This is a genomic window from Bacillus sp. 01N45 (assembly GCF_056399205.1).
Genome location: NZ_JBFTQW010000005.1, coordinates 333863 through 357779, shown reverse-complemented (window position 1 = coordinate 357779; position 23917 = coordinate 333863). Strand labels below are relative to the sequence as shown.

Below are 23917 nucleotides of genomic sequence, written 5' to 3'. Positions count from 1 at the left end.
GAGGGTGAGAAAATGATAGATACAGCAGGTGTTTCAATAAGTAATCGTATGTATACAGAAGACGAGCAGCAACAATTATACAAACGAACATTAATAATCGTCAGCATCTCACAAATGTTCGGCGGAGCAGGGTTAGCTGCTGGCATTACAGTAGGTGCACTTCTTGCGCAGCAAATGCTTGGGACAGATGCATATGCAGGATTACCGGCAGCTATGTTTACAATGGGATCTGCGGTAGCGGCTTTCTTTGTTGGAAAATTATCGCAAAAACATGGTCGCCGTATAGGGCTTTCGGCAGGTTTTATAGTAGGCGGACTAGGGGCTATCGGAGTTGTGGGGGCAGCTTTAACAAATAGTATTATTCTTTTACTAGTTTCTTTACTTATATATGGCGCGGGCACAGCTACGAATTTACAAGCGCGTTATGCTGGAACGGATTTAGCGAATAAGAAGCAAAGAGCAACTGCTATTAGTATTACAATGGTAATGACGACTTTTGGTGCAGTCGCAGGCCCAAATTTAGTAGGTGTAATGGGAAGGTTTGCTCATTCAATTGGAATTCCTGAACTTGCTGGTCCGTTCATATTATCAGCAGCGGCATTTATACTGGCGGGTCTTGTTCTATTTGTTATGCTTCGTCCAGATCCGTTACTTATTGCTAATATGATAGAAACATATAAACAAGAGCATATATATAAAGGGCAACCAGTAATAGAAGAAGCGACAGAAAATAAACGAGGTATTACAGTTGGGGCAATCGTAATGATACTTACTCAAATCGTGATGGTTGCAATTATGACGATGACTCCAGTTCATATGGGGCATCACGGTCATGGATTAAGTGCAGTAGGGCTTGTGATTGGTTTTCATGTAGGTGCAATGTATCTTCCCTCTCTCGTTACAGGAATGTTAATTGATAAAATTGGAAGAACTACGATGAGTATAGCTGGCGGAGTAATTTTACTAGCGGCAGGTGTCATAGCTGCAATAGCGCCGAGTGATTCTTTAATACTATTAATTGTTGCTTTGTCTTTACTTGGATTAGGATGGAACCTCGGTTTAATAAGTGGTACTGCTCAAATTGTTGATGCAACTATACCTTCCACACGTGCAAAAACACAAGGGAAAATAGATGTGTTTATTGCGCTAGCTGGAGCTTCAGGTGGAGCGATGTCAGGTATGGTAGTGGCGAATTCAAGTTATGCGGCATTGTCATTAGCTGGAGGAGTGTTAGCTTTCATGCTCATTCCTGTTGTGATATGGGCTCGGGCAGGTAAATAAAGTTAAGATAAAAGAAGCTGCGTTCAAAGGGAGGTAACCAATCTTTGAATGCAGCTTTTTTGTAGTGAATTGTATAAAAAACTTTTAGTTTAAATCCCACTCCACAATAAGCCCTAAATGAGTAAGCCCACCGCCAAATCCGTATAGTAAAAGTGTGTCTCCATTATTTAATTTTCCTTCTTTTCTAGCCAAATCTAGTGCAAGTGGAATAGAGACGGAAGATGTATTCCCCATAAATTCCACACTCGTTAATGTTTTTTGTGTTGGAATTTGAGATTTCTCACAAATAGATTCGATCATTCGTAAGTTAGCGCTATGGGGAATGAACCAGTCTATATCATCCATTTGCATATTTGCAGTATGTAATAGTTCTTTTATACCTGCTGGTACCGTGCGTGTTGCCCATTTATATACTTCTCTTCCATTTTGTACGATTTTTTCATTTGTTTGCAGTGGTGTGCCATTCATAGTAGTAGATAAGTTTGTTCTGTATAGATGAATGCCACCAGCACCATTTGTTCCCATGTGAGCAGCAATAAAGCTCGGTTTGTTTTCATCTCTTTCTAATAAAATAGCTCCAGCACCATCGCCAAATAAAATGCAAGTCGTTCTATCGGTGTAATCAGTAACTTTAGATAATGTCTCTGTTGCTACGACAAGTACTTTTTCGTGTGATCCAGAAGTGATTAAGCTATTCCCAACGTGCAAGCCATATGTGAAACCAGCGCAAGTTGCATTTAAATCAAATGCTATTGTATGAGGTATGCTGAAATGTTGTTGTATTTGACACGCGACACTAGGAAAAACATAGTCAGCGGTTGTTGTAGCGACGATGATACAGTCTATATCTTCTAAGTTCTTTTTAAAAGTTGTACATAAATTTTCAATTGCTTGAATGGCTAAGTGTGAAGAGTATTCGTCTTTGCTCGCAATTCGTCTTTCCTTCATTCCTGTTCTTTGTACAATCCATTCATCGTTCGTATCAATCATTTTCTCTAAATCGTTATTAGATAATATTTGATTTGGAACATAAGTACCAATTGCAGTAATACGAGATTTAGAATGCATAGGAACATCTCCTAACTTATTTTTATAACCTGATACTATTATCAGGTTATAAAAATGTCAATTAAGATTTTTCGTTTTATTAAGATCGATATATTTTAATAAAACGAAAATGGATTTGAGGAGTGATGTCCAAATAATATACGGAAAGCTTCTAAAATTGATCATAAAGGGGTTTGAGATTCTTGAAAAGAATCGTATATGTATTGTCTCTAGTTTTAATTTGTAGCTTTATTTATTTTATTTTACCAGAGAAGTCTTACGCTTGTGAGTGTATGAAAGCATCACCGGAAGAGAGGTTACAAAAAACGGATGTAGTGTTTGAAGGTAAGGTATTAGAGGTTCAAGAGAAGGATGGAAAAATGGAAATGTTATTTGAAGTGAAGAAAATTTGGAAAGGGACAAGCTCTTCGCAAATTATTATATATACAAGTTTTAGTAGCTGTACGTTTCCTTTTGGGGAGGGAGGAGAGTATTTAGTCTTTGCTTCTAATAGAGGAGAAGGGAAGTTAGAGACATCTATGTGCAGTGGAACGAAGAGATTAGATGAGGCAGGGGCGGACAAAGTGGTTTTAAGTCAAATTGCAAAAGAATCTGTTCCGACGAAGAAAGTCGATTTAAAAGGTGGCAAGTTGAACGGTTTAAGCTGGTGGCAAGTTGTTACTCTTTCTATAGGCCTGTTATTGATAGTAGCTGTTGTGATTTCTATTGTAAGAAGAACGCGCAAAAAATGACGATTAAAGTAAATATATAAAGATTTTCTTTCTATTTCTATAGGTGGTTTAATCTTGTGAAAGCGAATTACTTATGCTACACTTTATGTAACTTAAAATGAACGGAGGGGCTTCCTTTGATCTTAATCAGATTACGTCTCAATACTTTGTGCCAATAATTGAATAGCGCTCAAAGGCTCTGTCTGTGTGCAGAGTGAACGGGATTGGTCTGCCTATTTTAAAGGAACCCTTTATTAAGCTTATATGTGAAAAAGAGGGAGGGACGAATACGCCCTCTTTTTGTTTTGCCTTTATAAATAGAATGGGATCGTATAGGTGAACACTTATTGTGGATGCGTATATGATTTTGGGACTTATTGACTATGAGATAGGATGAAAGTATAGCTTTCTCCTATTTCTTTGGTGAACCCTTATCCGTTTACGAAAACACAGGCAGTAACCTGTGTTTTTTATTTTACGTAATCGAAATGGAGGAATAAATATATGGAAGAATTATTACAAAGAGCTGTTTTAGTTGGAGTAAATTTAGGTAATAAAGATGATTTTGCGTATTCGATGGAAGAGTTAACAAATCTTGCAGAAGCTTGTGATGTAGAGGTAATTGGGCAAGTGACGCAAAATTTACAACGAGTAAATCCGTCACATTATATTGGAAAAGGAAAAATTGAAGAAGTAGCAGCCTATGTAAATGAAGTAGATGCGAATATGGTAATCTTTAATGACGAATTATCTCCTTCTCAAATTCGAAATTTAGAAGCGGATTTAGATTGCAAAGTAATTGACCGTACCATATTAATTTTAGATATTTTTGCGCAACGTGCGAAAACGAAAGAAGCGCAGTTGCAAGTAGAGGTAGCGCATCTTCAGTATATGATGCCACGTTTAATCGGTCTTCGTGAATCGTTAGGAAGACAGAGCGGCGGAGTTGGTACGAAAAATAAAGGTGTCGGTGAGAAGAAATTAGAGTTAGATCGTCGTAAAATTGAAGAACAGATTTCAGTTTTAAATAAAGATCTAGAAGCACTTGTTGCCCAGCGTCAAACGCAGCGAAAGCAACGTAAGAAAAATGAAGTACCAGTTGTAGCATTAGTAGGCTATACGAACGCCGGAAAGTCAACGACGATGAATGCAATGCTTGAAATTTACAATGGTACAGAAGAAAAACAAGTATTTGAAAAAGATATGTTATTCGCGACGCTAGAAACATCTGTGCGAAATATTGATTTGCCAGATAACAAATCATTCCTATTAACAGATACAGTTGGATTTGTAAGCAAATTACCGCATCACCTTGTGAAAGCATTCCGTTCAACGTTAGAAGAAGTAGCGGAAGCAGACCTACTTATTCACGTTGTAGATTACGCGAACCCAAATTACGAACAGTTAATTGACATTACAAATGAAACGTTAAAGAAAATTGGAGTAGAAAATATTCCAACCATTTATGCTTATAATAAATCAGATATGGTAGATGTTGAAATTCCGAAAGTACAAGAAGACCGCGTTTATTTATCAGCGAAGAAACATGTTGGGATAGAAGAGCTTGTCGAAATGATTCGTTCACACATCTATAAAGAGTATACGAAGTGTGAAATGTTAATTCCGTATGATCAAGGACAGGTAGTTTCTTATTTCAATAATCATGCGCACGTTTTATCTACAAGTTATGAAAACGAAGGTACAAAACTAGAAGTAGAATGTAAGACGAGTGATTACGAAAAGTATAAGCGTTTTGCAATTTAATAAAGAAGGCGATCCTAATATATGTTAGGATCGCCTTTTTCTTATTCTGTAATAGAGGCCCACTTATAAGAATAAATTCCTGCAAATGGACGAATAACAACACCTTTTACTGTTGGACGTTCTAAATATACCAGGCCTGATTGGAAGATTGGAGCGATAGCTGCATCATCTTCCAGTAAGACTTTCTCTGCATCTTGGAACGCTTTCCAACGTGCTGGTAAGTCAGTTGCTAAAGTAGAGCTCGTTTTCTCAATTAATTCGTCGTATTGTTTGTTTGAATAGCTCATCTTATTAAACGGTCCGTCAGTGACAAACATATTTAAGAATGTTGTAGGATCAGGATAATCTGGTCCCCATGTAGAAAGTGAAATTTCATAGTCACCATTTCCTTCACGATCTAAAAATGCTTTTACTGGAAGGGGCTGTAATGTGATTTTTAAGCCAGGTAAGTTTTTCTCCAATTCACCTTTTAAAAACTCGCTAATTTTTTTATCGTTAGACTCATCAGTTGTTATGATTGAAAGTGAAGCGTTTTGTAAGTTTGTTTCTTTTTTTGCAGTTTCCCATAGTGTTTTAGCTTCTTTCACATTTGTTCCTACTTTTACATTACTTGTACTGCGAAAATCTTTATTATCAGGTCCTTTTACGAATCCTTTCGGAACAAATGCATTCGCAGGTATAGAACCATTATTTAAAATCGTTGTTGCGATTCCTTGTTTATCAAAAGCGAGCGAAATAGCTTTTCGAGCATTCTTGTTTGCTAATAAAGGATTCTTTTGGCTAAATCGGAAAAATGTCATAGAAGGACGTTCCATTTTCTTTAAGCTCGGATCTTGTTGATATTTATCAACAAACTCTGAATTAATCGTAATTCGGTCTACTTGTTTGCTTTCAAATAAATTAACGGCTGTGGAAGTATCTTTTACGATATTTACATTAATTTCACTTAACTTCACATTTTTATTATCCCAGTAGTTCGGGTTTTTTGACATTTTATAACTTGTATCATGTTTCCATTCACTTAATTGAAACGGCCCGTTATAAACTACATTTGCAGCTTCAAGTCCGTAATTTTTCCCTTGCGCTTCTACAACTTTTTTGTTTTGAGGATAAAATGTTGCAAATCCCATTAACCCTAAAAAGTATGGAACAGGGTGTTCTAACTGTACTTCAAGCGTTTTATCGTCAATTGCTTTTACACCAAATGAGTCAATTGGTAATTCTTTTTTATTTATTTTTTCTGCGTTTTTAATATCGAACATAATATGTGCGTATTCAGAAGCAGTTTCTGGATTAACAGCACGTTTCCATGCATATTCAAAATCATGTGCAGTAACTGGATCACCATTTGACCATTTTGAATCGTGTAATGTAAATGTATATGTTTTTCCGTCTTCGCTCAGCTTGTATGATTCAGCTGCTGCAGGAACAGGTTTATTGTCAGGGCCAGGCATATATAATCCTTCCATTACGTTGTTTAATGCAGCGTAAGAAAACCCATCAGTTGCGATAGATGAATCAAGTGTAGAAATTTCCCCAGCTTCTACAATGTTTAATACTTGTTTTGAAGATTCTTTTTTCTTTTCTCCGGTAGTTGTTGCCTCTTGTTTTTGACCACATGCTGTTAAAAACATAGATAATGTGATTGAGAGTGCAACGATTCCTTTAGTTTTTTTCTTCATAGTTGTCATCCTTTCCTTCATCTCTGTCCTAGTATAAAAGAAAATATAGAAAATTTCTATAAATAAATCCGATAAAACTTATAGAAAAAATATATTATGTAAGAAGTGATATTTCTGGAAAAAGAAATGAAACCAGTATAGAATAGAAATGTTTCAAAAGTCAGAATTTATCGAGGTTAAAGTTTTACTTTATTACACTTGCTGTAATAAATATATATTTTGTACAGGAAGGAGAAATACATATATGCAGGCAGTTTCGAAAAAAAATACAATGGAAACACCGACGGTATATCGAATTCTATTTGCGATTAGTTTCGGTCACTTTTTAAATGACTCGATGCAAGCAGTCGTGCCGGCATTGTTTCCTATTTTGGAAAAAACGATGAATTTATCTTATATGCAAGTAGGATGGATTGCGTTTGCATTAAATATGACGTCATCGATTATGCAGCCGGTTTTTGGTATGTATTCAGATAAGAAGCCATCACCATTTTTATTACCGCTCGGTATGTTTTCGAGTATGCTTGGAATGATTGGACTTGCATTTGCACCGAACTTTATTATTGTTATCATTTCTGTTTTATTTATCGGATTAGGTTCCGCAGTCTTTCATCCAGAAGGTGCTCGAGTTGCTTATATGGCAGCTGGTGCAAAACGAGGTTTAGCGCAAGCGATTTATCAGGTTGGAGGAAATACAGGGAATTCCTTAGCTCCTATTTTTACAGCGCTAATTTTCGTTCCGCTCGGCCAAATTGGTTCTTTAGGTTTTACAGCCTTTGCAGCAGTAGGAATTGTATTATTAATTTTCGTATCAAATTGGTATAGAAATGAATTAGCAACTGGCGCTGTGAGAAGAAAAAAGAGGGCTGCGCTTGAGGCGGAAAATGCGATTGTAAGTACACATATTAAATTTGTTATTCTACTTCTTGTTTTTCTTACTTTTGTACGTTCTTGGTACGGTGCTGGTATAGGGAATTTTTATCAATTTTACTTAATTGAGCATTACGGTTTATCTATAAAAAATGCCCAGTATTTCGTATTCGCATTTATGATTGCCGGTGTATTAGGAACTTTCTTTGGTGGACCGTTAGCAGATCGATTTGGAAAGAAAACAATTATTGTATTTTCAATGCTAGGTTCGGCGCCACTTGCCCTTTTATTACCTCACGTTTCGCTCGTGTGGGTCGTACCGCTATTTTTATGTATCGGTTTTATTAGTTCAAGTAGTTTTAGTGTAATTGTTGTTTATGCGCAAGAGCTTGTTCCTGGAAAAGTAGGGATGGTATCTGGATTAATTGTAGGGCTTGCGTTTGGACTCGGAGCTTTAGGATCTGTAGTACTTGGGAAATTGGCTGACATATATAGTCTACAATTCATTATGTTACTATGTAGTTGCCTACCATTAATTGGACTTACTTCGTGGTTATTACCAAGTGATAAGAAAACGATAGAATAGGGGATGCACTATGAAATTATGTGAAAATGTTACAGAATTAATAGGAGATACACCTGTCGTCCGATTATCTAAATTTATTCCAGAAGACGCAGCAGATGTGTATGTAAAACTAGAAATGTTTAACCCGTCACGCAGTGTGAAAGACCGTGCTGCCTATAATTTACTGCACGTTGCAGAAGAGAATGGTCTTATCAAACCAGGAGATACAATTATTGAGCCAACAAGTGGTAATACAGGAATAGGTTTAGCGATGAATGCAGCTGCGAAAGGGTATAAAGCGATTTTAATTATGCCAGACAATATGTCAAAAGAGCGTATAAATTTATTGAAAGCATACGGCGCAGAAGTAGTTTTAACACCAGCAGAACAAAGAATGCCAGGAGCAATTGCGAAGGCGTTAGAACTACAAAAGCAAATTCCGAATAGCTTTATTCCGCAACAATTTGAAAATTCAGCGAACCCGAATATTCATCGTTATACGACTGCACTTGAAATTTATGAACAAATGGATGGTGAGCTTGATGCATTTGTAGCAACGGCAGGAACTGGTGGGACGATTACAGGGACTGGGGAAACGCTAAAAGAGAAATTACCAAACTTATATATTGCAGTAGTAGAACCGAAAGGATCTCCCGTTTTATCAGGTGGTGTTCCAGGTCCTCATAAACTAGTAGGAACAAGTCCAGGGTTTATACCGAAAAACTTAAATACAGAAGTGTATAACGAAATTATTCAAATTGCAGACGAAGAGGCTTTAACGACAATGAGAAACTTAGCTAGACAAGAGGGATTATTAGTTGGACCATCTTCTGGAGCATCTGTTTACGCAGCAATTATGATAGCGAAACGATTAGGCGTTGGTAAAAGAGTTTTATGTATTGCACCTGATACAGGTGAGCGTTATTTGAGTATGGGATTATTTGAATAAAAATAATAGAAACCCCTTAATGGTGAAATAGCGCTATTAAGGGGTTTGTTATAGGTTATTAAGAGAGGAGAAACACAATGAAACTATTAAAACCGACAAATGAATATAGCGAACTAATTATGGAGTATCGAGAGGCATTTTTACATGTGGATGAACAACCACATGGCAGTAGTTCTTTACAAAATTTTGATTCTCTCGATAAATGGTTTGAAAAAGTGAGTATACAAGAAGTGGAAGAAAACTTACAAGGTAATCGAGTACCGTCTAGTCAATTTTTAAGTTTTGAAAAAGGGGAACTTATAGGTTTTGTGAATATTAGACATAGATTAAACCAAGAATTATTACTGGAAAGCGGTCATATCGGTTATAGTGTACATCCAAATAAACGTCGTCAAGGTTACGCTACGAAACAACTACAACTTGCATTAGATGAAGCACAAAAGTTAGGGTTACAGAAAGTGTTAATAACTTGCGATAAAGTTAATATCGCTTCGGCTAAAACGATTCAAAAGGTTGGCGGTATGTTAGAAGATGAAGTAGTTTCTGTTCATACTGGGGAAATTGTTCAGCGTTATTGGATAGAAATATGATTTAGTGGGACATTGAAAAGGGAATACAATGCATAATATCGAAATAGATAAATGAAAAGGTAACTGTGTACTGCAATTATAGGGGGAAATGAAGTGGGATTAAAAGAGAAAGCAATAGAAATGTCGGAGATTTATAGGAGAAATCCGAAGATCGAAGCTATTATTTTAGCGGGTTCAGTAGCTAGAAAACTAGAAGATGAACATTCAGATATAGAATTGCATATTTTATGGTCAATGCCACCAGAGGATGAGGATCGCAAAGGGCCAATTAACTATATTGGTGGAACAATTTTGTCATATCACCCTTACGAGGAAGAAGAATGGTCGGAAACGTATTTGACAAAAGAGGGAATTAAATTAGAGATTAGTAACTTTTTAACTGAAACAGTAGAGAAAGTTATTTCGGATGTGGTGGTTCAATATGATATAAGTTATGAAAAACAATGTATCGTATCATCCGTTCATGATGGTGTTAGTTTGTATGGAGAAGAGAAAGTACATGAATTAAAAGATAGAGTGGTGGCATATCCAGAAGACCTAGCGAAACGGATGATTTCAGAAAATCTTTGGTTAAGTAATCGCTGGCATAATCGAGAGGCGCTTTTAAAACGAAAAGACTGGCTTATGTTATATGATGTTATTTGTGAAGTGCAAAGAAATATATTTGGGGTCTTATTTGGTTTGAATAAAATGTATGTACATCATCCGGCATTTAAATGGATGCCACATAATGTGGAACGAATGATTATTAAGCCTGAAAATCTATACGAGCGTATGGCAAATACGTTAATAGGGAAACCGGAGTATAGTGTACAGGAGTTAGAAGTGTTAATTGAAGAGCTATTACATTTAGTACAACAATATGCTCCAGAATTACATATTACTGAACAACAAAAACGTATACAATATGCGAAGTAAAAAAGAAGGGATGTAACAATGAGTTACCTCCCTTCTTTTTATTTGACTAATTTACCTAGTATGGGTAATCGTTGAAGTCTATCACCGAGAATATGTGAAGCAAGTCCGCTCGTTAGGACGAATAAAAGATAAACAATCCCTCCTACAGCGCCGCATATAAAGACAATGAGAAGTGATTCCATATAGGATTGTCCAGGAATCATCCATTTTAAAATCGCTTTTAATGCAATTACAACAGCAGACATTGCAGCGGAGTAAATTGTAATAAGAAGTACTGTTTTTGCTGTCTCACCAATTTTAAATTTCGCAAACTTAATGATGCAGTACAACATAATAACATTGGAAACGAGGTATCCAAGAATTGTTCCAAGTACAGCACCGTGTCCGCCAAATAAATGTAAGAGCGGTGTATTTACTAAAACTTTAACGAGAATACCGACTGAGAAAGCGATCATCGTTTTTCTTTGATAATCGATTCCTTGTAATATAGCTGCTGAAACTGTGAAAATCGCACTTAATATAGCAGAAGGTGCAAATGAAATTAAATATTGTGATCCCCCAAGTGCAATTTCAGGATTTACATAAACCATACGGAATGCATCGTAAGCGATGCTAGCAAGACCGAATGCAGCTGGGATAGTGAAGAATAATAAGACTTGAAATATCTTTGCAATTTGTTCTTGTAGTTCTTCTAGTTTCCCGCTTGTATACGATTTCGTTATAGCCGGAATGATCGTTAATGAGAATCCAGTTGCAAGAGAAGCTGGAATCATAATTAACTTTTGGGCATAGTTCGTTATATAAGCGAAAACTGCATTCGCTGTTTCTAACGGCTCGCCCATCGCCCTAAGGACATCAGCTACAGTATATTGATCTACTAACGTGTAGAGTGGAATTGCAATACCGACAAATACAATTGGGATTGCATATCGAAGTAATTCCATATAAATATTTTTTAATGGAATATTCGATGCCCTTGACTTTAATTCTCCTTCTGGAGGCTTTAATCTATTATATTTTTTCCAGTACAGCATTAAAATCGAAACGCTGGCAAGCGCTCCGATAACAGCGCCAAACGTAGCAACTGCAACAGAAGAGGCGACTGAACCCCCTAATAGTTTTGAAACGATAAAACTACCAACTAAAATGAAAACCACGCGCGCAATTTGTTCTACGACTTGAGAAACGGCACTTGGTTTCATATGTTGAAAACCTTGGAAATAGCCACGTGTAACACTCATAGCTGGTACGATAATAAGTGCGAAACTTAATGCTCGCATCGTAAGTGTTACGTCGGCGATAAATTGTGGATCTGGCGTTTTCGAGCGAATAATAAATTGTGATATGTATGGTGCTCCAATAAATAAAGTTAAAAAACCTAAAAAGCCCATAAACAACATTAATTTTACGCTAGAGTTGTATAATTTTTTGCTTGTACTATAATCACCGAGCGCATTATGCTTTGCAACAAATTTGGAAACGGCAATAGGAATACCAGCTGTTGAGAAGCTTAATAAAATACCGTACCAAGAGTATGCATATCCATATAAAGCGACCCCTTGTGTTCCGACTAATAGTTGAAAAGGGAAGAAGTATATAAAACCTAATATACGTGAAATCATTGTTGCACCACTTAATAAAGCAGTACCTTTTAAAACTTTTGAAGTAGACAAAATTCTTTCCTCCTACTCGTGCTGTCTTGCATTTATCGTATACTACTATAAACCTGTTAGAGAAGTTAATATAGTATGGAACATAAATATTCTAATATTATTCATTTAAAAGTCATATTTTACATTTTTTAAATAGAACGTAATACATAAAAATTCAAAATATAAGTTGACACTATTTTTAATGTGTGATAAAAATGATAGTAATCAATTCGGAAAATAATATTTGGGCAATGAAAGGGTATAGTAGTGAATATCTCCCTATTTCAGAGAGCTGATGGTTGGTGTGAATCAGTATATAGATTATTCATGAAGTTCGTCCTGGAGCATCTTTCATAAATCTCACATTGTGAGGAAATGAAAGACGGTAGTTTATACCGTTATCAAATAAAGTGGTGAAGATTGTTTCACAACTAGGGTGGTACCGCGATATTTATCGTCCCTACGTATTTACGTAGGGACGTTTTTTATTTAGGTCCTAACTTTGTTGTGGCTTCATAACTAGGGTGGTACCGCGATAATTTATCGTCCCTACGTATTTGCGTAGGGACGTTTTTTATTTAGGTCCTAACTTTGTTGTATCTTCATAACTAGGGTGGTACCGCGATATTTTTGTCGTCCCTACGTATTTACGTAGGGGCGTTTTTTTTATTATTAGGGAGGAAGTGAACGTATTAGAAAAGAGTATTGATAGAACAATATAAATACTGAACTGAAACAAAGAAAAAGAGACAGAGAGGAGATTAACAAATGAATTCACAGCAATGGACATCGAAATTAGGTTTCGTATTAGCTGCAGCAGGTTCAGCAATTGGTCTTGGGGCGATTTGGAAATTCCCATATATGGCCGGCATCGGAGGAGGCGGGGCGTTCTTCCTTATTTTCATCGGTTTCACATTATTAATTGGTTTACCGCTATTATTAGCTGAATTCGTTATCGGAAGAAGTACACAAAAAGAGGCTGTTGATGCATATAGAGAAATTGCACCCAAAACATTATGGCCATGGTTAGGGAAATTAGGGATTATAACTTGTTTCATATTACTTTCTTTCTACAGTGTTGTAGGGGGATGGATTTTATTATACTTATGGAATGCAATTACAGGTAGACTATGGGAAGGAAATGGCGCATACGAAGCTACGTTTGGTGAAATCATTTCCAATCCTTATTTAGCAGTAGGAGCACAGTTATTATTCATTCTTATTACTATTTTTATCGTAAGTAAAGGCGTACAAAACGGTGTTGAAAAAGTAAATAAATATTTCATGCCAGCGCTATTCGTTTTATTCTTTGTATTAATTGTTCGTGCCCTTACATTAGACGGCGCGGGAGAAGGAGTTCGTTTCTTCTTACAACCTGATTTCTCACATGTAACATCAGAAGTTATTTTATATGCGATGGGTCAATCGTTCTTCTCATTATCGGTCGGTGTAGCAGTAATGGTAACATATAGTTCATACTTACCGAAGGAAGAAAGTTTACCGCGTTCAGCATTTTCTATCGTAGCTTTAACATTAGTAATTACATTACTTGCAGGACTTGCAATTTTCCCAGTTGTATTTGCATTTGGATTAGAACCATCTCAAGGACCAGGATTATTATTTATCGTATTACCTGCTATTTTCAGTAAAATGGCGTTCGGAAAAGTATTCTTCGTTATTTTCTTATTGCTGTTCTTCTTCGCAACGATTACATCTGCTATTTCTATGCTAGAAATTAGTGTTGCGTCGTTAACATCAAAAGGTAAAGGCAAACGTGAAAAAACGGCCTTAATCGTAGGTTTATTAATCTTCGTTGTTGGAGTACCATCAGCATTATCATTTGGTATATTAAGTGATCTGAAAATTTTCGGAAAGACAATCTTTGATTTAGCGGACTATGCAGTGAGTAACGTACTAATGCCACTTGGTGTTTTATTAGTTTCCATCTTTGTTCCTTTAAAAATGAAGAAAGATGTATTAATGAAAGAGCTTGGTGTAAGTAAAAATAAAGGCTATAAACTGTTCGTATTATGGTTATTCTTACTTCGCTTTATCGCACCAATTGCGATTATTATCGTATTCTTAAATGTACTTGGCATTATTTAAAAAGAAAGGTAGCGTATCGCTCTATGATACGCTACCTTTTTACTTTGCTCTTTTTTGCAGTTCGTTTACTGTTACGAACTGATAGCCCTTCTTAGATAATGAGTCTAAAATACCTTCAATGGTCTGTAAATTTTCATTAGACTCATCGTACATAGAGTGTAATAAAATGATAGAACCTGGTTGTACATTTTTATTAACATATTCAATTTTATCAGCAGCAGATTTATAAAAAGTATCAGGTTCAAGGTCCCATGTGATTGTTTCGATATTATTTTTATTTAAATAATAGGGCAGACCAATTAGCTTTTTTCCGTTAGGTGGTCTAAAATCAATTTCGCCTGTATATCCTGTTTGGCGGATTAATGAATTCGTTTTTTCTATTTCTTCTTTAATAAAAGAAGGTGTTTTAAAAACCATTCTGTTATGAGAATATGTATGGTTTCCAACTTGGTGTCCAGATTGTACGATAGATTCTCCTAACGATAGGTTTTTTTCTAATTCATTTCCGATTAAAAAGAAAGTAGCTTTTGCATTGTATGTATCTAGTAGCGGTAATATTTGTTTTACATTGTTCGTAGGACCATCATCAAAAGTTAAAGCAATCACTTTTTCATTTGTTTCTACTCGGTTTGTTAAATTTCCAAACAATTGAAAACTTCTTGCGTTCATCAATTTGTATGTTCCAAATAATGCTACAGTAATAATGAATAATGTAACGATTGTAATAATTATTTTCTTTTTCATAAAGCAACCTCACTATATTTTTGAATTGGACTAAAAAGTATTATATCAAACTAAGTAATTTCATGCTTTAAAAAGGATGTAGATGCAAGGGGGAGGAATTTATCATATAATAAAATGCAAAAGGTATATTAGGAGGTGTTTATATGGCGATTACAATTCAATTGCCGGACACTGCAGCGTCTCATGCAAAGCCAAGTATGGAAATGGCGATACTTTGCGTGAGGTAGACAAGTAATATACAATCGCCTAAATGAGCTCGTATCATTTTTTATATTTGGCTTTGCACCTTATTGAAATGAACCATAAAAAATAAGGGGCGAGCAGAAATGAAATACGTTAAAGCTGCGACAGTTTTACCAAAAAGTTTAATTACTGAAATTCAAAAGTATATACAAGGTGAAACAATTTACATTCCAAAACAAGAAACGAAACATTATAAATGGGGTACACGATCTGGAGGAAGAAAACAATTAGATGAAAGAAATAAAGCTATTAAAGAAGCGTTTAAAAGCGGAATTTCCATTCATCAACTTGCGGAGGAGCATTTTCTTTCCGGAGAAACGATTAAAAAGATCGTGTATTCTAAATAAAAATAAAAGAGTCTAGTTCAATTATTAAATTGAACTAGACTCTTTTTTTGTTTTGTATCTATTGGATATATTGCGTATGAATGGACAAAATAATAGAAAAATGTGTCGTTTTTTTACTAAATAGAATATAGAACATTTGAGTGAAAAGCAGAAAGGTGAGCATTTATGAATCATATTGGACAAATAACGATAGAGCTTTTAATTGGTTTCTTTGTTCTATTAATTGCTACAAAAATACTAGGGAAAACACAAATATCTCAGCTAACCCCCTTTGATTTTATTTCAGCTATCGTCCTTGGTGAGCTCGTTGGAAATTCAATATATGATCCTAAAATTAAAGTGTGGTCTATTTTATATTCAGTATTTGTTTGGGTAATTTTAATTTATTCAATAGAAGTGATAACACAAAAAATAAGAGGAACAAGAAGGTTTTTTGAAGGGTATCCTTCAATTATTATCCGTAATGGAAAAATTGACCGAGAACAATTAAGTTCAAATCATTTAGATATTAATCAATTACAACAAATGCTTAGGCAGCAAAAAGATATTTTTTCAATTCGAGAAGTTGAATATATGATTTTGGAACCTAACGGAAACATAAGCGTTCTGAAAAAGAGCAAATATGAATCTCCTACTATAAATGATTTAAGTTTAAAACATAAGCCTGTATACTTACCAATTTCATTAATTAGTGATGGAAAAGTAGTGAAAGATAATTTGAGGGAAGCTGGTTTTGATGAAGGATGGCTGTATAAGCAAATAAAGCAAAGAGGGATTACTAAATTTGAGGATGTATTATATGCTGAATGGAAAACAGACGATGGTTTCTTTTGTCAGGAAATGGAGCGGTAAAATATAATCGATGTATGTAATATTCGTTTCTAAGTTATCTTTTACATATCAAAAAGCTGAATCATTGTATACAATAAGACTAGATCAACAATTTGTATGGAGTGATAAAGATGGAAGCTTTTATTAGAAGTGATCAATATAATTTTATAAAATCACAAGCTTATATTTTAGCAAATGGGCACGCAACTGCAAATGATAGAGGTGTAATTCAAGCGTTAAAATCACTAGCGATTGAAAAGATAATACATGTATTTGAGAATTTAACGGATGAACAGAAAGAGTTAATTGATACCGTATTAACAGTTCAAAATAGAGAAGATGCAGAATCGTTTTTACTGAAAATAAATCCGTATGTCATTCCGTTTCAGGAAGTTACAGCGCAAACATTAAAAAAATTATTTCCTAAAGCGAAAAAATTAAAACTTCCTGATATGGAAGAACTGAACATGAAAGAATTATCTTATTTAAGCTGGATTGATAAAGGGTCAAGCAGGAAATTTATAATAGCGAAAAATGATAAAAATAAGTTTGTTGGTCTGCAAGGAACGTTCCAGAGCTTAAATAAAAAGAGCATTTGTTCATTATGTCATGGACATGAAGAAGTTGGGATGTTTTTAGTTGAAATTAAAGGTGATGTACAAGGAACCTTTGTGAAAAAGGGAAACTATATTTGCAAAGATGGTGTAGCTTGTAATCAGAATATGAAATCACTTGATAAATTGAACGATTTTATTGAACGATTGAAGAAATAAAGAAGGGACCTCTAGTATTTAAACTGGAGGTTTTTATTTTTTGAAGAAGTAATAATAGGCTTCTTTTGTAGCTGTAAATTTATAAAAAAAGTCGGGTCATTTATAATGAAATTAGATAAAAATATCTATTTGGATACAGTTGCTTATATGCAAGGAGGTAAAACATGAATTACATTTTACCGAAAGAAGAAATGTTAAAAGTGAAACGGTGGCCTAAAGATACGATAGCGGCAGGTCGTGGTCATACAGTTGCTCTTAAATCGGATGGCACAGTTGTGGCAGTGGGGCGAAATAAAGAAGGAGAATGCAATGTAAGCGGTTGGTGTGATATTGAAGCAGTCGCAGCGGGCAATGTTCATATGGCGACGAACACGGGTAATGCTCATACAATCGCTCTTAAAAGTGATAATACTGTGGAAGCGGTGGGGTGGAATAAGCATGATCAATGTGATGTAAACGACTGGCATAATATTGTATCGGTTGCGGCGGGGTGGCGTTGTACCATTGGCCTTAAACCGGATGGCACAGTAGTAGCAGTGGGGCGAAATAAAGAAGGAGAATGTAATATAAGTAGCTGGAGAGATATTGTGGTGGTCACGGCGGGTGACTGGCATACAGTTGGTCTTAAAATGGACGGAACAGTGACGACTGTGGGGAATAATCGATATGGCCAATGCAATGTAAGTGGATGGCGTGGTATGGTGGAGTTGGCGGCAGGTTATCTTCATACTGTTGGTTTGAAATCGGATGGCAAAGTGATGGCAGTGGGTAATAATAAACTTGGTCAATGCGATGTAGGCAGCTGGAAAGATATTATGGCAATAGCGGCTGGTACGAATCATACAATCGGACTTAAATCAGACGGTACCGTGGTGGCAGTCGGCTGGAATGAGTATGGTCAATGTAATGTAAGCGATTGGCGTGATATTGTAGCGATAGCGGCGGGTTGTGCGCATACGGTCGGTCTGAAATTAGATGGCACGGTGGTAGCAGTAGGTGATAATACATACGGTCAATGCGATGTAGGTAGCTGGCGTAACATCCGATTGCCTAGCAAATAGTTAATTCACAACAAATCACTAGTAATATTATTCTATTTTAGGAGTAATTATGGAATAGGATATGTAGATAAGAACCCCTTTTTAAAAGAGGTTCTTATTCTTTTCCATAAAATGAGTGTCTAAATGGAATTTTTGAACAAACTTTATTTCAAAGCTACAGTAGAAAGTATAAATTACAAATAAAGCATAGGAGAGCTGAAGAAATGCTTAAAAAGTTTTTGCTTTCTTTACCGGATGTTTTACTTGTATGCATTGTTATCTACATAACATACACAACTACTTTTAGTTTTGTACAGATGTTAGTAATTTCAATTGCAATCGGAATCGTCGGTGGTCTTGTTATAAAAATTTGTAAGGATGTATTCACGTATATAAGGTGGACAATTAAACAGAGGAAATCTTGAATATGTTGTATTGCTATTAGGAGGAGAGGAAATGAATAAGAAAAAGAGTAGAGTGAAAAATGAAATCGCACTTTGGACATTAACAGCGGTTGTTCTCATTATTGCATGGTACTTTTTTCAAAGATAAAAATGCATCGTACTTAAAAGGTACGATGCATTTTTATTATTTTTTTTGCCAATTTTCTTTTATAAAGTCTTCACGGCCAGATTCTTTTTGCTCAGTAGCATATTTCTCCGGATTTTTTTTATAAAAATGTTGATGGTATTCTTCAGCCTCATAAAAAGGTGCAGCCGGGCGAATTTCAGTTACGATTGGCTCTTTAAACATACCGCTTTCTGCAAGAGCTTGTTTTGATTTTTCAGCAAGCTCTTTTTGCGTTTCATTATGATAAAAAATAGCAGTGCGATAAGAGGGACCACGGTCAAAGAATTGTCCGCCATCATCAGTTGGATCGATTTGTGGCCAATATAAATCTAGTAATTTTTCATATGGAAAAATAGAAGGATCGAATGTAATTTGTACAACTTCTAAATGACCAGATGTACCAGCTTTTACTTGTTCATATGTTGGGTTTTCTACATGACCACCTGCATAGCCAGAAAGTACTTTATGAATACCAGGAAGTTCATCAAATGGCTTTACCATGCACCAAAAGCAACCGCCTGCGAAGGTTGCGAGTTCGTATGTTTTTTCGGACATTGTTGTAATCCTCCTAAATATATATGTTTTATATAGTATTATACAATCTTTTTTATTACGCAATAAAAAAGATTTAGAAGTAAAGGGAAATTGAAATATATTTCTTTATAAAGTCTTTAAAATTCCTTCAAAGTTTCTTTTTTTCTGAGTGTTATGATGTGAATCGAAGTGAAGATGTGAGGTGATAGACAATGAATCCACGTATGAAAATTAATAGTTTACAACAAAAAATGAAAGAGAGACTAATATGAAAAAGGAATTTATACAAAGCGATTTAAGAAATATATTGATTGCGGCATGCTTATTATTAGGGTTAGTTATTTTTGGATATTTTTTAATAAATAATTACCCAGGTACAAATGAAAAAAAGAAGTTAACAGATGCAACATCTACTTCAGAATCAATTACATCTATTGCTAATTCAGATGCCAAAAAAAGGGTTACAAAAACTTTTAATATTACGGCGAAAGTAGCAAGTTTAGATTTGGGAGATGGGAAAAAGGTAGATGCATGGACCTTTGATGGAACATCACCGGGTACTCAAATTCGAGTTAAACAAGGTGAACGTATTGTTGTAAATTTGAAAAATGAATTGCCAGAACCAGTTACAATCCATTGGCACGGATTAGATGTTCCTGCGGCGGTAGACGGTGTTCCAGGTGTTACGCAAAATGCTATAAAACCAGGTGATACATATACATACGCATTTAATGCTGATCAGGTGGGGACATATTGGTATCATTCACATCAAAAAAGTGCAATACAAACGGAGCGGGGACTATTTGGAACCATCGTTATTGAACCGAATAAACCAGCTGTAAAATATGAAAAGGATTATACAGTGGCGATCCATGAATGGAAAACAGGAGCCATAAAAACCCGTAAGCATAATGGCGAACAAGATAAAGATTGGGATAGCTACCCTAGCAATCATATTCGAAATGAAAAGGCGCAAACTTTAGAAGGCCCGTTAATGATGCCAAGTAATGATCAACTCAAAGATTTATCTGATGGAGATGATTACGATGTATTTACATTAAATGATACAAGTGAGGGACTACGATTGGATGCAAAACCAGGTGAAACAGTACGCCTTCGCTTAATTAATGCTGGGAATAATACGCATTTAATGACATTAGTTGGGGCGCCATTTCAAATTATCGCATTAGATGGTCGTGATATAAAAGGTGGGGACGAGCTAGATAAAGCAATTCTTCCGATGGGAGCTGCACAACGTTATGACCTTGTTTTTAAAATGCCGGAAACAACGAGTGTAAAACTTATTAATGTGGATCCATCTAAGAAAATGAATCGAATGTTAACGGCGACTATTGGGAACGGTTCTTTGCCGAAAAAACCTATTGATATAAAGAGTTATCCATGGTTTGATTTTACGAAATATGGAGAAAAAGAAGTTGGCAAGTTTACGATAGATTCAAAGTTTACAAAGGTCTATGATATGGATTTGGCAGAAGGTGTGAAAGATGTAAATGGACAAGAAAAATGGGTGTATACGATTAATGGAAAGACATCACCTGACATTCCACCCATTAAAGTAGAGAAAGGAGATAAAGTTAAGATTCGCTTTAAAAATAAGGGAGAAGAAATTCATCCAATGCATTTGCATGGACATACATTCCAAGTTATTTCTAAAAATGGTAAACCAATGGAGGGAAGTCCGATTTACTTAGATACAGTTAATGTTTTTCCGGGAGAAGAATATGAAATTGCTTTAGAGGCAAATAATAGTGGACTATGGATGGTTCATTGTCATCATCTCGTTCATGCGGAAAAAGGAATGCATACGATGATGAATTATGAGGGGGTAACTACTCCATTTTCTACCGGAGATCACTCAGGTAATCATCCAGAATAATAATACGGAGGTTTTCATGCTTTATAGAATGATAGTATTTATTTTAACAAGTGTAAGTATATTTTTATTTTCTCATAGTAGTGTATTTGCTCATACAAGTGTTGTAGGAGCCACCCCTAAAGAGGGGGAGGTTCTTACAGTACAACCGGAACAGATTATTCTTGAATTTAGTGAACCAGTTACAGGAAATGTAGTCAATATTGAACTGCTAGATCCAAGTGCAAAGAGAGTGCAAGTATCAAAGGTTGAAATATTAGATAACCCAACAAAAATAAAAGTGAAATTACCAAACTTAAATAATGGTACTTACACAGTAAGGTGGTCTATGATTTCTGCAGACGGACATCCGAGTGGGGGCAGCTATCCCTTTTCAATTGGAGAAGAAGTACAAACTAATGTAGTGGTAGAGGGAAATGCGAGTGGGAGTGGCTCAGTATTTTCAGATGTTATGATAGTAACACTACGCTATATTGTAGAGGGAATGATTTTAATTGGAGCAGGAGTAAAGTGGCTCGATATGTTTGTTAAACGTTATAGATTACCGTCCATATTGCAAAGAATGAAGAATATGAAAAAGATTTTCTTCTCTATACTTGTAGTAGGATTAATAGCTGAATTAATAGTATATAAGTCAGTTATTCCGAAGGGAAGTTTACTTATTCATTCGCCATTTTCAGTTATTATTATGATTCAACTGCTATTATTAGTTCTTATGTCTTTGCAACATATGGGGAACGAATGGTATGCGCTAGTTTGGGGATTTCTTGTTGCGAGTTTTTCTTTCACAGGTCATGTATGGATTACTAATCCAAATTGGGCAGCAGTTATAATTAGAATGGTCCATGTTATGAGTATTGCAGTGTGGCTAGGAGCACTTATTTATTTAGTTCTTGTTATAGCGTGGACAACATTATACAAAATTACATTTGATCAAAAGCGTTTCCGTAAACATTTTAGTAGTATTGCTGGTATTTCATTTATTCTAGCATTTCTTTCTGGGGAATTAATTGTGTTTCTACAGACAAGGAATTGGGTACTTTTTAATTTTAATTCAATATGGACGAACCTTTTAAATATAAAGATTCTTACTGTATGTATAATTACAATTGTAGCATGGAGACAAACGAAAACATGGGGTATCGATATTGGAACAGTTAATCGCCGTTTATTGCTCTTAGAAATGGTTCTAGCTATACTCGTATTATTAGCTGGTATTTGGATGAGTCAAGTTTCGTTTCCGGTGAATTCTGTAACAAGCTAAAATTATAATGTTCATAGGAGTTCTGTAATGTCAATCCGTATTAGATTGCTGTTGTCGTATGTTGCGATGGTAATTATTCCAATCGTTTTTTGCGGTATAGCAGTTATGTTAATTAGTGTTACTTTATTTGGTGATATTCGTATTGCAAAAGCAATCATTGGTCTTAATCAAAATAGTCATTCTCTCATTGATAAAGAGCAGGAGGGAGCTATTCGTACAAAAGAAGATGAAGATGATATTTTCAGTAGGTTGAAAATTCTTTCATCGTATGCTCCAGATAAATTGGAGGATATACATTTTTTAAAGGAAACTGATAAAGAATTAAACGATAATCAAGCAGGATTACTAATTCGAAAAAATGATGAGCTTACATATTCATCCCCATATTTTAAAATCTCTTCTTTTGATAAATACCTACCCGCATTTGAAACGGAAGGACAAAGAAAGGGAATGGATGTGAAAATAGAGGGTAATTCTTTTTACTATAAGCAATTTGATTACTACGATGAAGAGAAGGATAAGGTCAGTATTTTTGTATTTGAGTATGTAAATCCTTTAGAAGAAATGATTAGAGAATTTTTCCCGTATTTCGTATTCTCTTTAATACTTGGGTTAATTATTACGAATGGAATATTAACATATTTTATATCACGGAGTATTATTAAACCATTGCATTCATTAAAGCAGGCAACGGAAAGAATTCAAAAGGGTGATTTAGATTTTCAAGTAAAGCCACTTGCGAAAGATGAAATAGGTGAATTAAGTTTATCGTTTGAAGAGATGCGTGGCAGATTGAAGGAATCGGTCGAGTTGCAAATGCAATATGAAAAGAATCGTAAAGAATTGCTTTCAAATATTTCTCATGATTTACGGACGCCAATAACGGCTATTAAAGGTTATGTACAAGGAATTAAAGAAGGTATCGCTCGAACTCCAGAACAATTAGATAAATATTTAACGATTATTTATCATAAAGTGTTTGATATGGATCAATTAATTGACGAGCTTTTTCTCTTTTCAAAACTTGATTTGAAAGAGGAACCATTTCAATTTGAAGAGGTTGAAATTAACCAATACTTATCTGATTGCATAGAAGAACTACAGCTTGAATTGCAAGATAAGGGAATTACAGTGAGATGGGATGCTCAAAAGGATACTTCTATTTTGGTAAAAGGTGATCGTGAAAAATTACGTCGTGTTATTACAAATATCATTTGGAATAGTGTGAAGTATATGGATAAAGAAGAAGGATATATAGGAATTCGCATGACCGAATCTATTGATTATGTAACGATTTACATAAAAGATAATGGGGTAGGAATAGAAGAGAAGGCGTTGCCTCATATATTTGAAAGGTTTTATCGTGCAGATCATTCTAGAAATTCTAAAACAGGTGGAAGCGGACTTGGTTTGTCAATTGCACATCAGATTATCACACAACATGGTGGTGATATTTGGGTAGAAAGCAAAAAAGGTAAAGGAACGACGCTGGCATTTACATTACAAAAAATCAATTAGAAAA

Annotated in this window: 21 protein-coding genes and 1 other annotated feature; of the genes, 16 read left to right on the top strand and 5 right to left on the bottom strand. The window is 35.3% G+C overall.

Annotated features, from left to right (window positions below; all coding sequences use genetic code 11):
* Positions 1-12 precede the first annotated feature (12 nt).
* Positions 13-1281 carry an MFS transporter gene (locus tag AC1DMU_RS14695; RefSeq protein WP_088062974.1) on the top strand — a complete coding sequence of 423 codons (1269 nt, stop codon included), beginning with the start codon at positions 13-15 and terminating at the stop codon, positions 1279-1281.
* Between the two features lie 84 nt (positions 1282-1365).
* On the opposite strand, the gene AC1DMU_RS14690 is transcribed toward AC1DMU_RS14695, so the two are convergent.
* Positions 1366-2349 carry a ketoacyl-ACP synthase III gene (locus AC1DMU_RS14690; RefSeq protein ID WP_088062975.1) on the bottom strand — a complete coding sequence of 328 codons (984 nt, stop codon included), beginning with the start codon at positions 2347-2349 and terminating at the stop codon, positions 1366-1368.
* Positions 2350-2531: 182 nt separating this feature from the next.
* Here AC1DMU_RS14690 and AC1DMU_RS14685 point away from each other — a divergent pair, with 182 nt between their 5' ends.
* Both AC1DMU_RS14685 and hflX read left to right on the top strand, forming a co-directional pair.
* Positions 2532-3080 (top strand): cobalamin biosynthesis protein CbiN, encoded by a 549-nt coding sequence (locus AC1DMU_RS14685; RefSeq protein ID WP_141542719.1) that lies wholly within the window; start codon positions 2532-2534, stop codon positions 3078-3080.
* Between the two features lie 483 nt (positions 3081-3563).
* Positions 3564-4823, top strand: coding sequence for a GTPase HflX (gene hflX, locus AC1DMU_RS14680; protein WP_088062977.1), 1260 nt, complete (start codon positions 3564-3566; stop codon positions 4821-4823).
* Between the two features lie 41 nt (positions 4824-4864).
* Here hflX and AC1DMU_RS14675 read toward each other — a convergent pair whose 3' ends face one another.
* A complete protein-coding gene (locus tag AC1DMU_RS14675) occupies positions 4865-6505 on the bottom strand; it encodes a peptide ABC transporter substrate-binding protein (RefSeq protein ID WP_088062978.1) in 1641 nt (546 codons plus the stop codon).
* A gap of 244 nt (positions 6506-6749) precedes the next feature.
* Between AC1DMU_RS14675 and AC1DMU_RS14670 the strand changes: the two genes are divergently transcribed.
* From AC1DMU_RS14670 to AC1DMU_RS14655, 4 genes are all read left to right on the top strand, one after another.
* Positions 6750-7961, top strand: coding sequence for an MFS transporter (locus tag AC1DMU_RS14670; RefSeq protein ID WP_088062979.1), 1212 nt, complete (start codon positions 6750-6752; stop codon positions 7959-7961).
* A gap of 10 nt (positions 7962-7971) precedes the next feature.
* Entirely contained in the window at positions 7972-8889 is a 918-nt protein-coding gene (gene cysK / locus AC1DMU_RS14665; RefSeq protein WP_088062980.1) for a cysteine synthase A, read from the top strand.
* 77 nt (positions 8890-8966) lie between these two features.
* Positions 8967-9479, top strand: coding sequence for a GNAT family N-acetyltransferase (locus AC1DMU_RS14660; protein WP_088062981.1), 513 nt, complete (start codon positions 8967-8969; stop codon positions 9477-9479).
* 93 nt (positions 9480-9572) lie between these two features.
* Positions 9573-10397, top strand: a complete 825-nt coding sequence (locus tag AC1DMU_RS14655; RefSeq protein ID WP_088062982.1) for a DUF4037 domain-containing protein — start codon at positions 9573-9575, stop codon at positions 10395-10397.
* A 38-nt stretch (positions 10398-10435) separates the two neighbouring features.
* Here AC1DMU_RS14655 and AC1DMU_RS14650 read toward each other — a convergent pair whose 3' ends face one another.
* Positions 10436-12070, bottom strand: a complete 1635-nt coding sequence (locus AC1DMU_RS14650; RefSeq protein WP_088062983.1) for a putative polysaccharide biosynthesis protein — start codon at positions 12068-12070, stop codon at positions 10436-10438.
* Positions 12071-12291: 221 nt separating this feature from the next.
* Positions 12292-12514, top strand: a binding site (T-box leader).
* A 303-nt stretch (positions 12515-12817) separates the two neighbouring features.
* On the opposite strand from AC1DMU_RS14650, the gene AC1DMU_RS14645 reads away from it, so the two are divergent.
* Positions 12818-14155 carry a sodium-dependent transporter gene (locus tag AC1DMU_RS14645; RefSeq protein WP_060489936.1) on the top strand — a complete coding sequence of 446 codons (1338 nt, stop codon included), beginning with the start codon at positions 12818-12820 and terminating at the stop codon, positions 14153-14155.
* 39 nt (positions 14156-14194) lie between these two features.
* Here the strand turns inward: AC1DMU_RS14645 and AC1DMU_RS14640 are convergent, their stop codons facing one another.
* Complete coding sequence (locus tag AC1DMU_RS14640) at positions 14195-14899, bottom strand: polysaccharide deacetylase family protein (protein ID WP_088062984.1); 705 nt, start codon at positions 14897-14899, stop codon at positions 14195-14197.
* A gap of 326 nt (positions 14900-15225) precedes the next feature.
* Here AC1DMU_RS14640 and AC1DMU_RS14635 point away from each other — a divergent pair, with 326 nt between their 5' ends.
* The 5 genes from AC1DMU_RS14635 (at position 15226) to AC1DMU_RS14615 (ending at position 18558) form a co-directional block, all read left to right on the top strand.
* On the top strand, positions 15226-15489 hold the full coding sequence (locus tag AC1DMU_RS14635) for a CD3324 family protein (protein ID WP_088062985.1): 264 nt from the start codon (positions 15226-15228) through the stop codon (positions 15487-15489).
* A 165-nt stretch (positions 15490-15654) separates the two neighbouring features.
* Complete coding sequence (locus AC1DMU_RS14630; RefSeq protein ID WP_088062986.1) at positions 15655-16341, top strand: DUF421 domain-containing protein; 687 nt, start codon at positions 15655-15657, stop codon at positions 16339-16341.
* Between the two features lie 110 nt (positions 16342-16451).
* On the top strand, positions 16452-17093 hold the full coding sequence (locus AC1DMU_RS14625; RefSeq protein WP_087980155.1) for a FusB/FusC family EF-G-binding protein: 642 nt from the start codon (positions 16452-16454) through the stop codon (positions 17091-17093).
* Positions 17094-17257: 164 nt separating this feature from the next.
* Positions 17258-18154 (top strand): RCC1 domain-containing protein, encoded by an 897-nt coding sequence (locus AC1DMU_RS14620; RefSeq protein ID WP_215559026.1) that lies wholly within the window; start codon positions 17258-17260, stop codon positions 18152-18154.
* Between the two features lie 203 nt (positions 18155-18357).
* Entirely contained in the window at positions 18358-18558 is a 201-nt protein-coding gene (locus AC1DMU_RS14615; RefSeq protein ID WP_088062987.1) for a hypothetical protein, read from the top strand.
* Positions 18559-18721: 163 nt separating this feature from the next.
* Here AC1DMU_RS14615 and msrA read toward each other — a convergent pair whose 3' ends face one another.
* Positions 18722-19258: a peptide-methionine (S)-S-oxide reductase MsrA gene (gene msrA, locus AC1DMU_RS14610; RefSeq protein WP_001291868.1), complete on the bottom strand. Its 537-nt coding sequence runs from the start codon at positions 19256-19258 to the stop codon at positions 18722-18724.
* 247 nt (positions 19259-19505) lie between these two features.
* On the opposite strand from msrA, the gene AC1DMU_RS14605 reads away from it, so the two are divergent.
* From AC1DMU_RS14605 to AC1DMU_RS14595, 3 genes are read left to right on the top strand one after another with little or no spacing between them, the layout of a single operon-like run.
* Positions 19506-21134: a multicopper oxidase family protein gene (locus AC1DMU_RS14605; protein ID WP_088062988.1), complete on the top strand. Its 1629-nt coding sequence runs from the start codon at positions 19506-19508 to the stop codon at positions 21132-21134.
* 16 nt (positions 21135-21150) lie between these two features.
* Entirely contained in the window at positions 21151-22395 is a 1245-nt protein-coding gene (locus tag AC1DMU_RS14600) for a copper resistance CopC/CopD family protein (RefSeq protein ID WP_088062989.1), read from the top strand.
* A 27-nt stretch (positions 22396-22422) separates the two neighbouring features.
* Entirely contained in the window at positions 22423-23913 is a 1491-nt protein-coding gene (locus AC1DMU_RS14595) for a sensor histidine kinase (RefSeq protein WP_087983038.1), read from the top strand.
* Positions 23914-23917: the final 4 nt, after the last annotated feature.

What these genes read in the sequence shown, in the direction of transcription:
- AC1DMU_RS14695 (WP_088062974.1), top strand. Translation starts at nt 13, where the DNA reads ATGATAGATACAGCAGGTGTTTCAATAAGTAATCGTATGTATACAGAA.
- AC1DMU_RS14690 (WP_088062975.1), bottom strand. Translation starts at nt 2,349, where the DNA reads ATGCATTCTAAATCTCGTATTACTGCAATTGGTACTTATGTTCCAAAT.
- hflX (WP_088062977.1), top strand. Translation starts at nt 3,564, where the DNA reads ATGGAAGAATTATTACAAAGAGCTGTTTTAGTTGGAGTAAATTTAGGT.
- AC1DMU_RS14675 (WP_088062978.1), bottom strand. Translation starts at nt 6,505, where the DNA reads ATGAAGAAAAAAACTAAAGGAATCGTTGCACTCTCAATCACATTATCT.
- AC1DMU_RS14670 (WP_088062979.1), top strand. Translation starts at nt 6,750, where the DNA reads ATGCAGGCAGTTTCGAAAAAAAATACAATGGAAACACCGACGGTATAT.
- cysK (WP_088062980.1), top strand. Translation starts at nt 7,972, where the DNA reads ATGAAATTATGTGAAAATGTTACAGAATTAATAGGAGATACACCTGTC.
- AC1DMU_RS14660 (WP_088062981.1), top strand. Translation starts at nt 8,967, where the DNA reads ATGAAACTATTAAAACCGACAAATGAATATAGCGAACTAATTATGGAG.
- AC1DMU_RS14645 (WP_060489936.1), top strand. Translation starts at nt 12,818, where the DNA reads ATGAATTCACAGCAATGGACATCGAAATTAGGTTTCGTATTAGCTGCA.
- AC1DMU_RS14640 (WP_088062984.1), bottom strand. Translation starts at nt 14,899, where the DNA reads ATGAAAAAGAAAATAATTATTACAATCGTTACATTATTCATTATTACT.
- AC1DMU_RS14635 (WP_088062985.1), top strand. Translation starts at nt 15,226, where the DNA reads ATGAAATACGTTAAAGCTGCGACAGTTTTACCAAAAAGTTTAATTACT.
- AC1DMU_RS14630 (WP_088062986.1), top strand. Translation starts at nt 15,655, where the DNA reads ATGAATCATATTGGACAAATAACGATAGAGCTTTTAATTGGTTTCTTT.
- AC1DMU_RS14625 (WP_087980155.1), top strand. Translation starts at nt 16,452, where the DNA reads ATGGAAGCTTTTATTAGAAGTGATCAATATAATTTTATAAAATCACAA.
- AC1DMU_RS14620 (WP_215559026.1), top strand. Translation starts at nt 17,258, where the DNA reads ATGAATTACATTTTACCGAAAGAAGAAATGTTAAAAGTGAAACGGTGG.
- AC1DMU_RS14615 (WP_088062987.1), top strand. Translation starts at nt 18,358, where the DNA reads ATGCTTAAAAAGTTTTTGCTTTCTTTACCGGATGTTTTACTTGTATGC.
- msrA (WP_001291868.1), bottom strand. Translation starts at nt 19,258, where the DNA reads ATGTCCGAAAAAACATACGAACTCGCAACCTTCGCAGGCGGTTGCTTT.
- AC1DMU_RS14605 (WP_088062988.1), top strand. Translation starts at nt 19,506, where the DNA reads ATGAAAAAGGAATTTATACAAAGCGATTTAAGAAATATATTGATTGCG.
- AC1DMU_RS14600 (WP_088062989.1), top strand. Translation starts at nt 21,151, where the DNA reads ATGCTTTATAGAATGATAGTATTTATTTTAACAAGTGTAAGTATATTT.
- AC1DMU_RS14595 (WP_087983038.1), top strand. Translation starts at nt 22,423, where the DNA reads ATGTCAATCCGTATTAGATTGCTGTTGTCGTATGTTGCGATGGTAATT.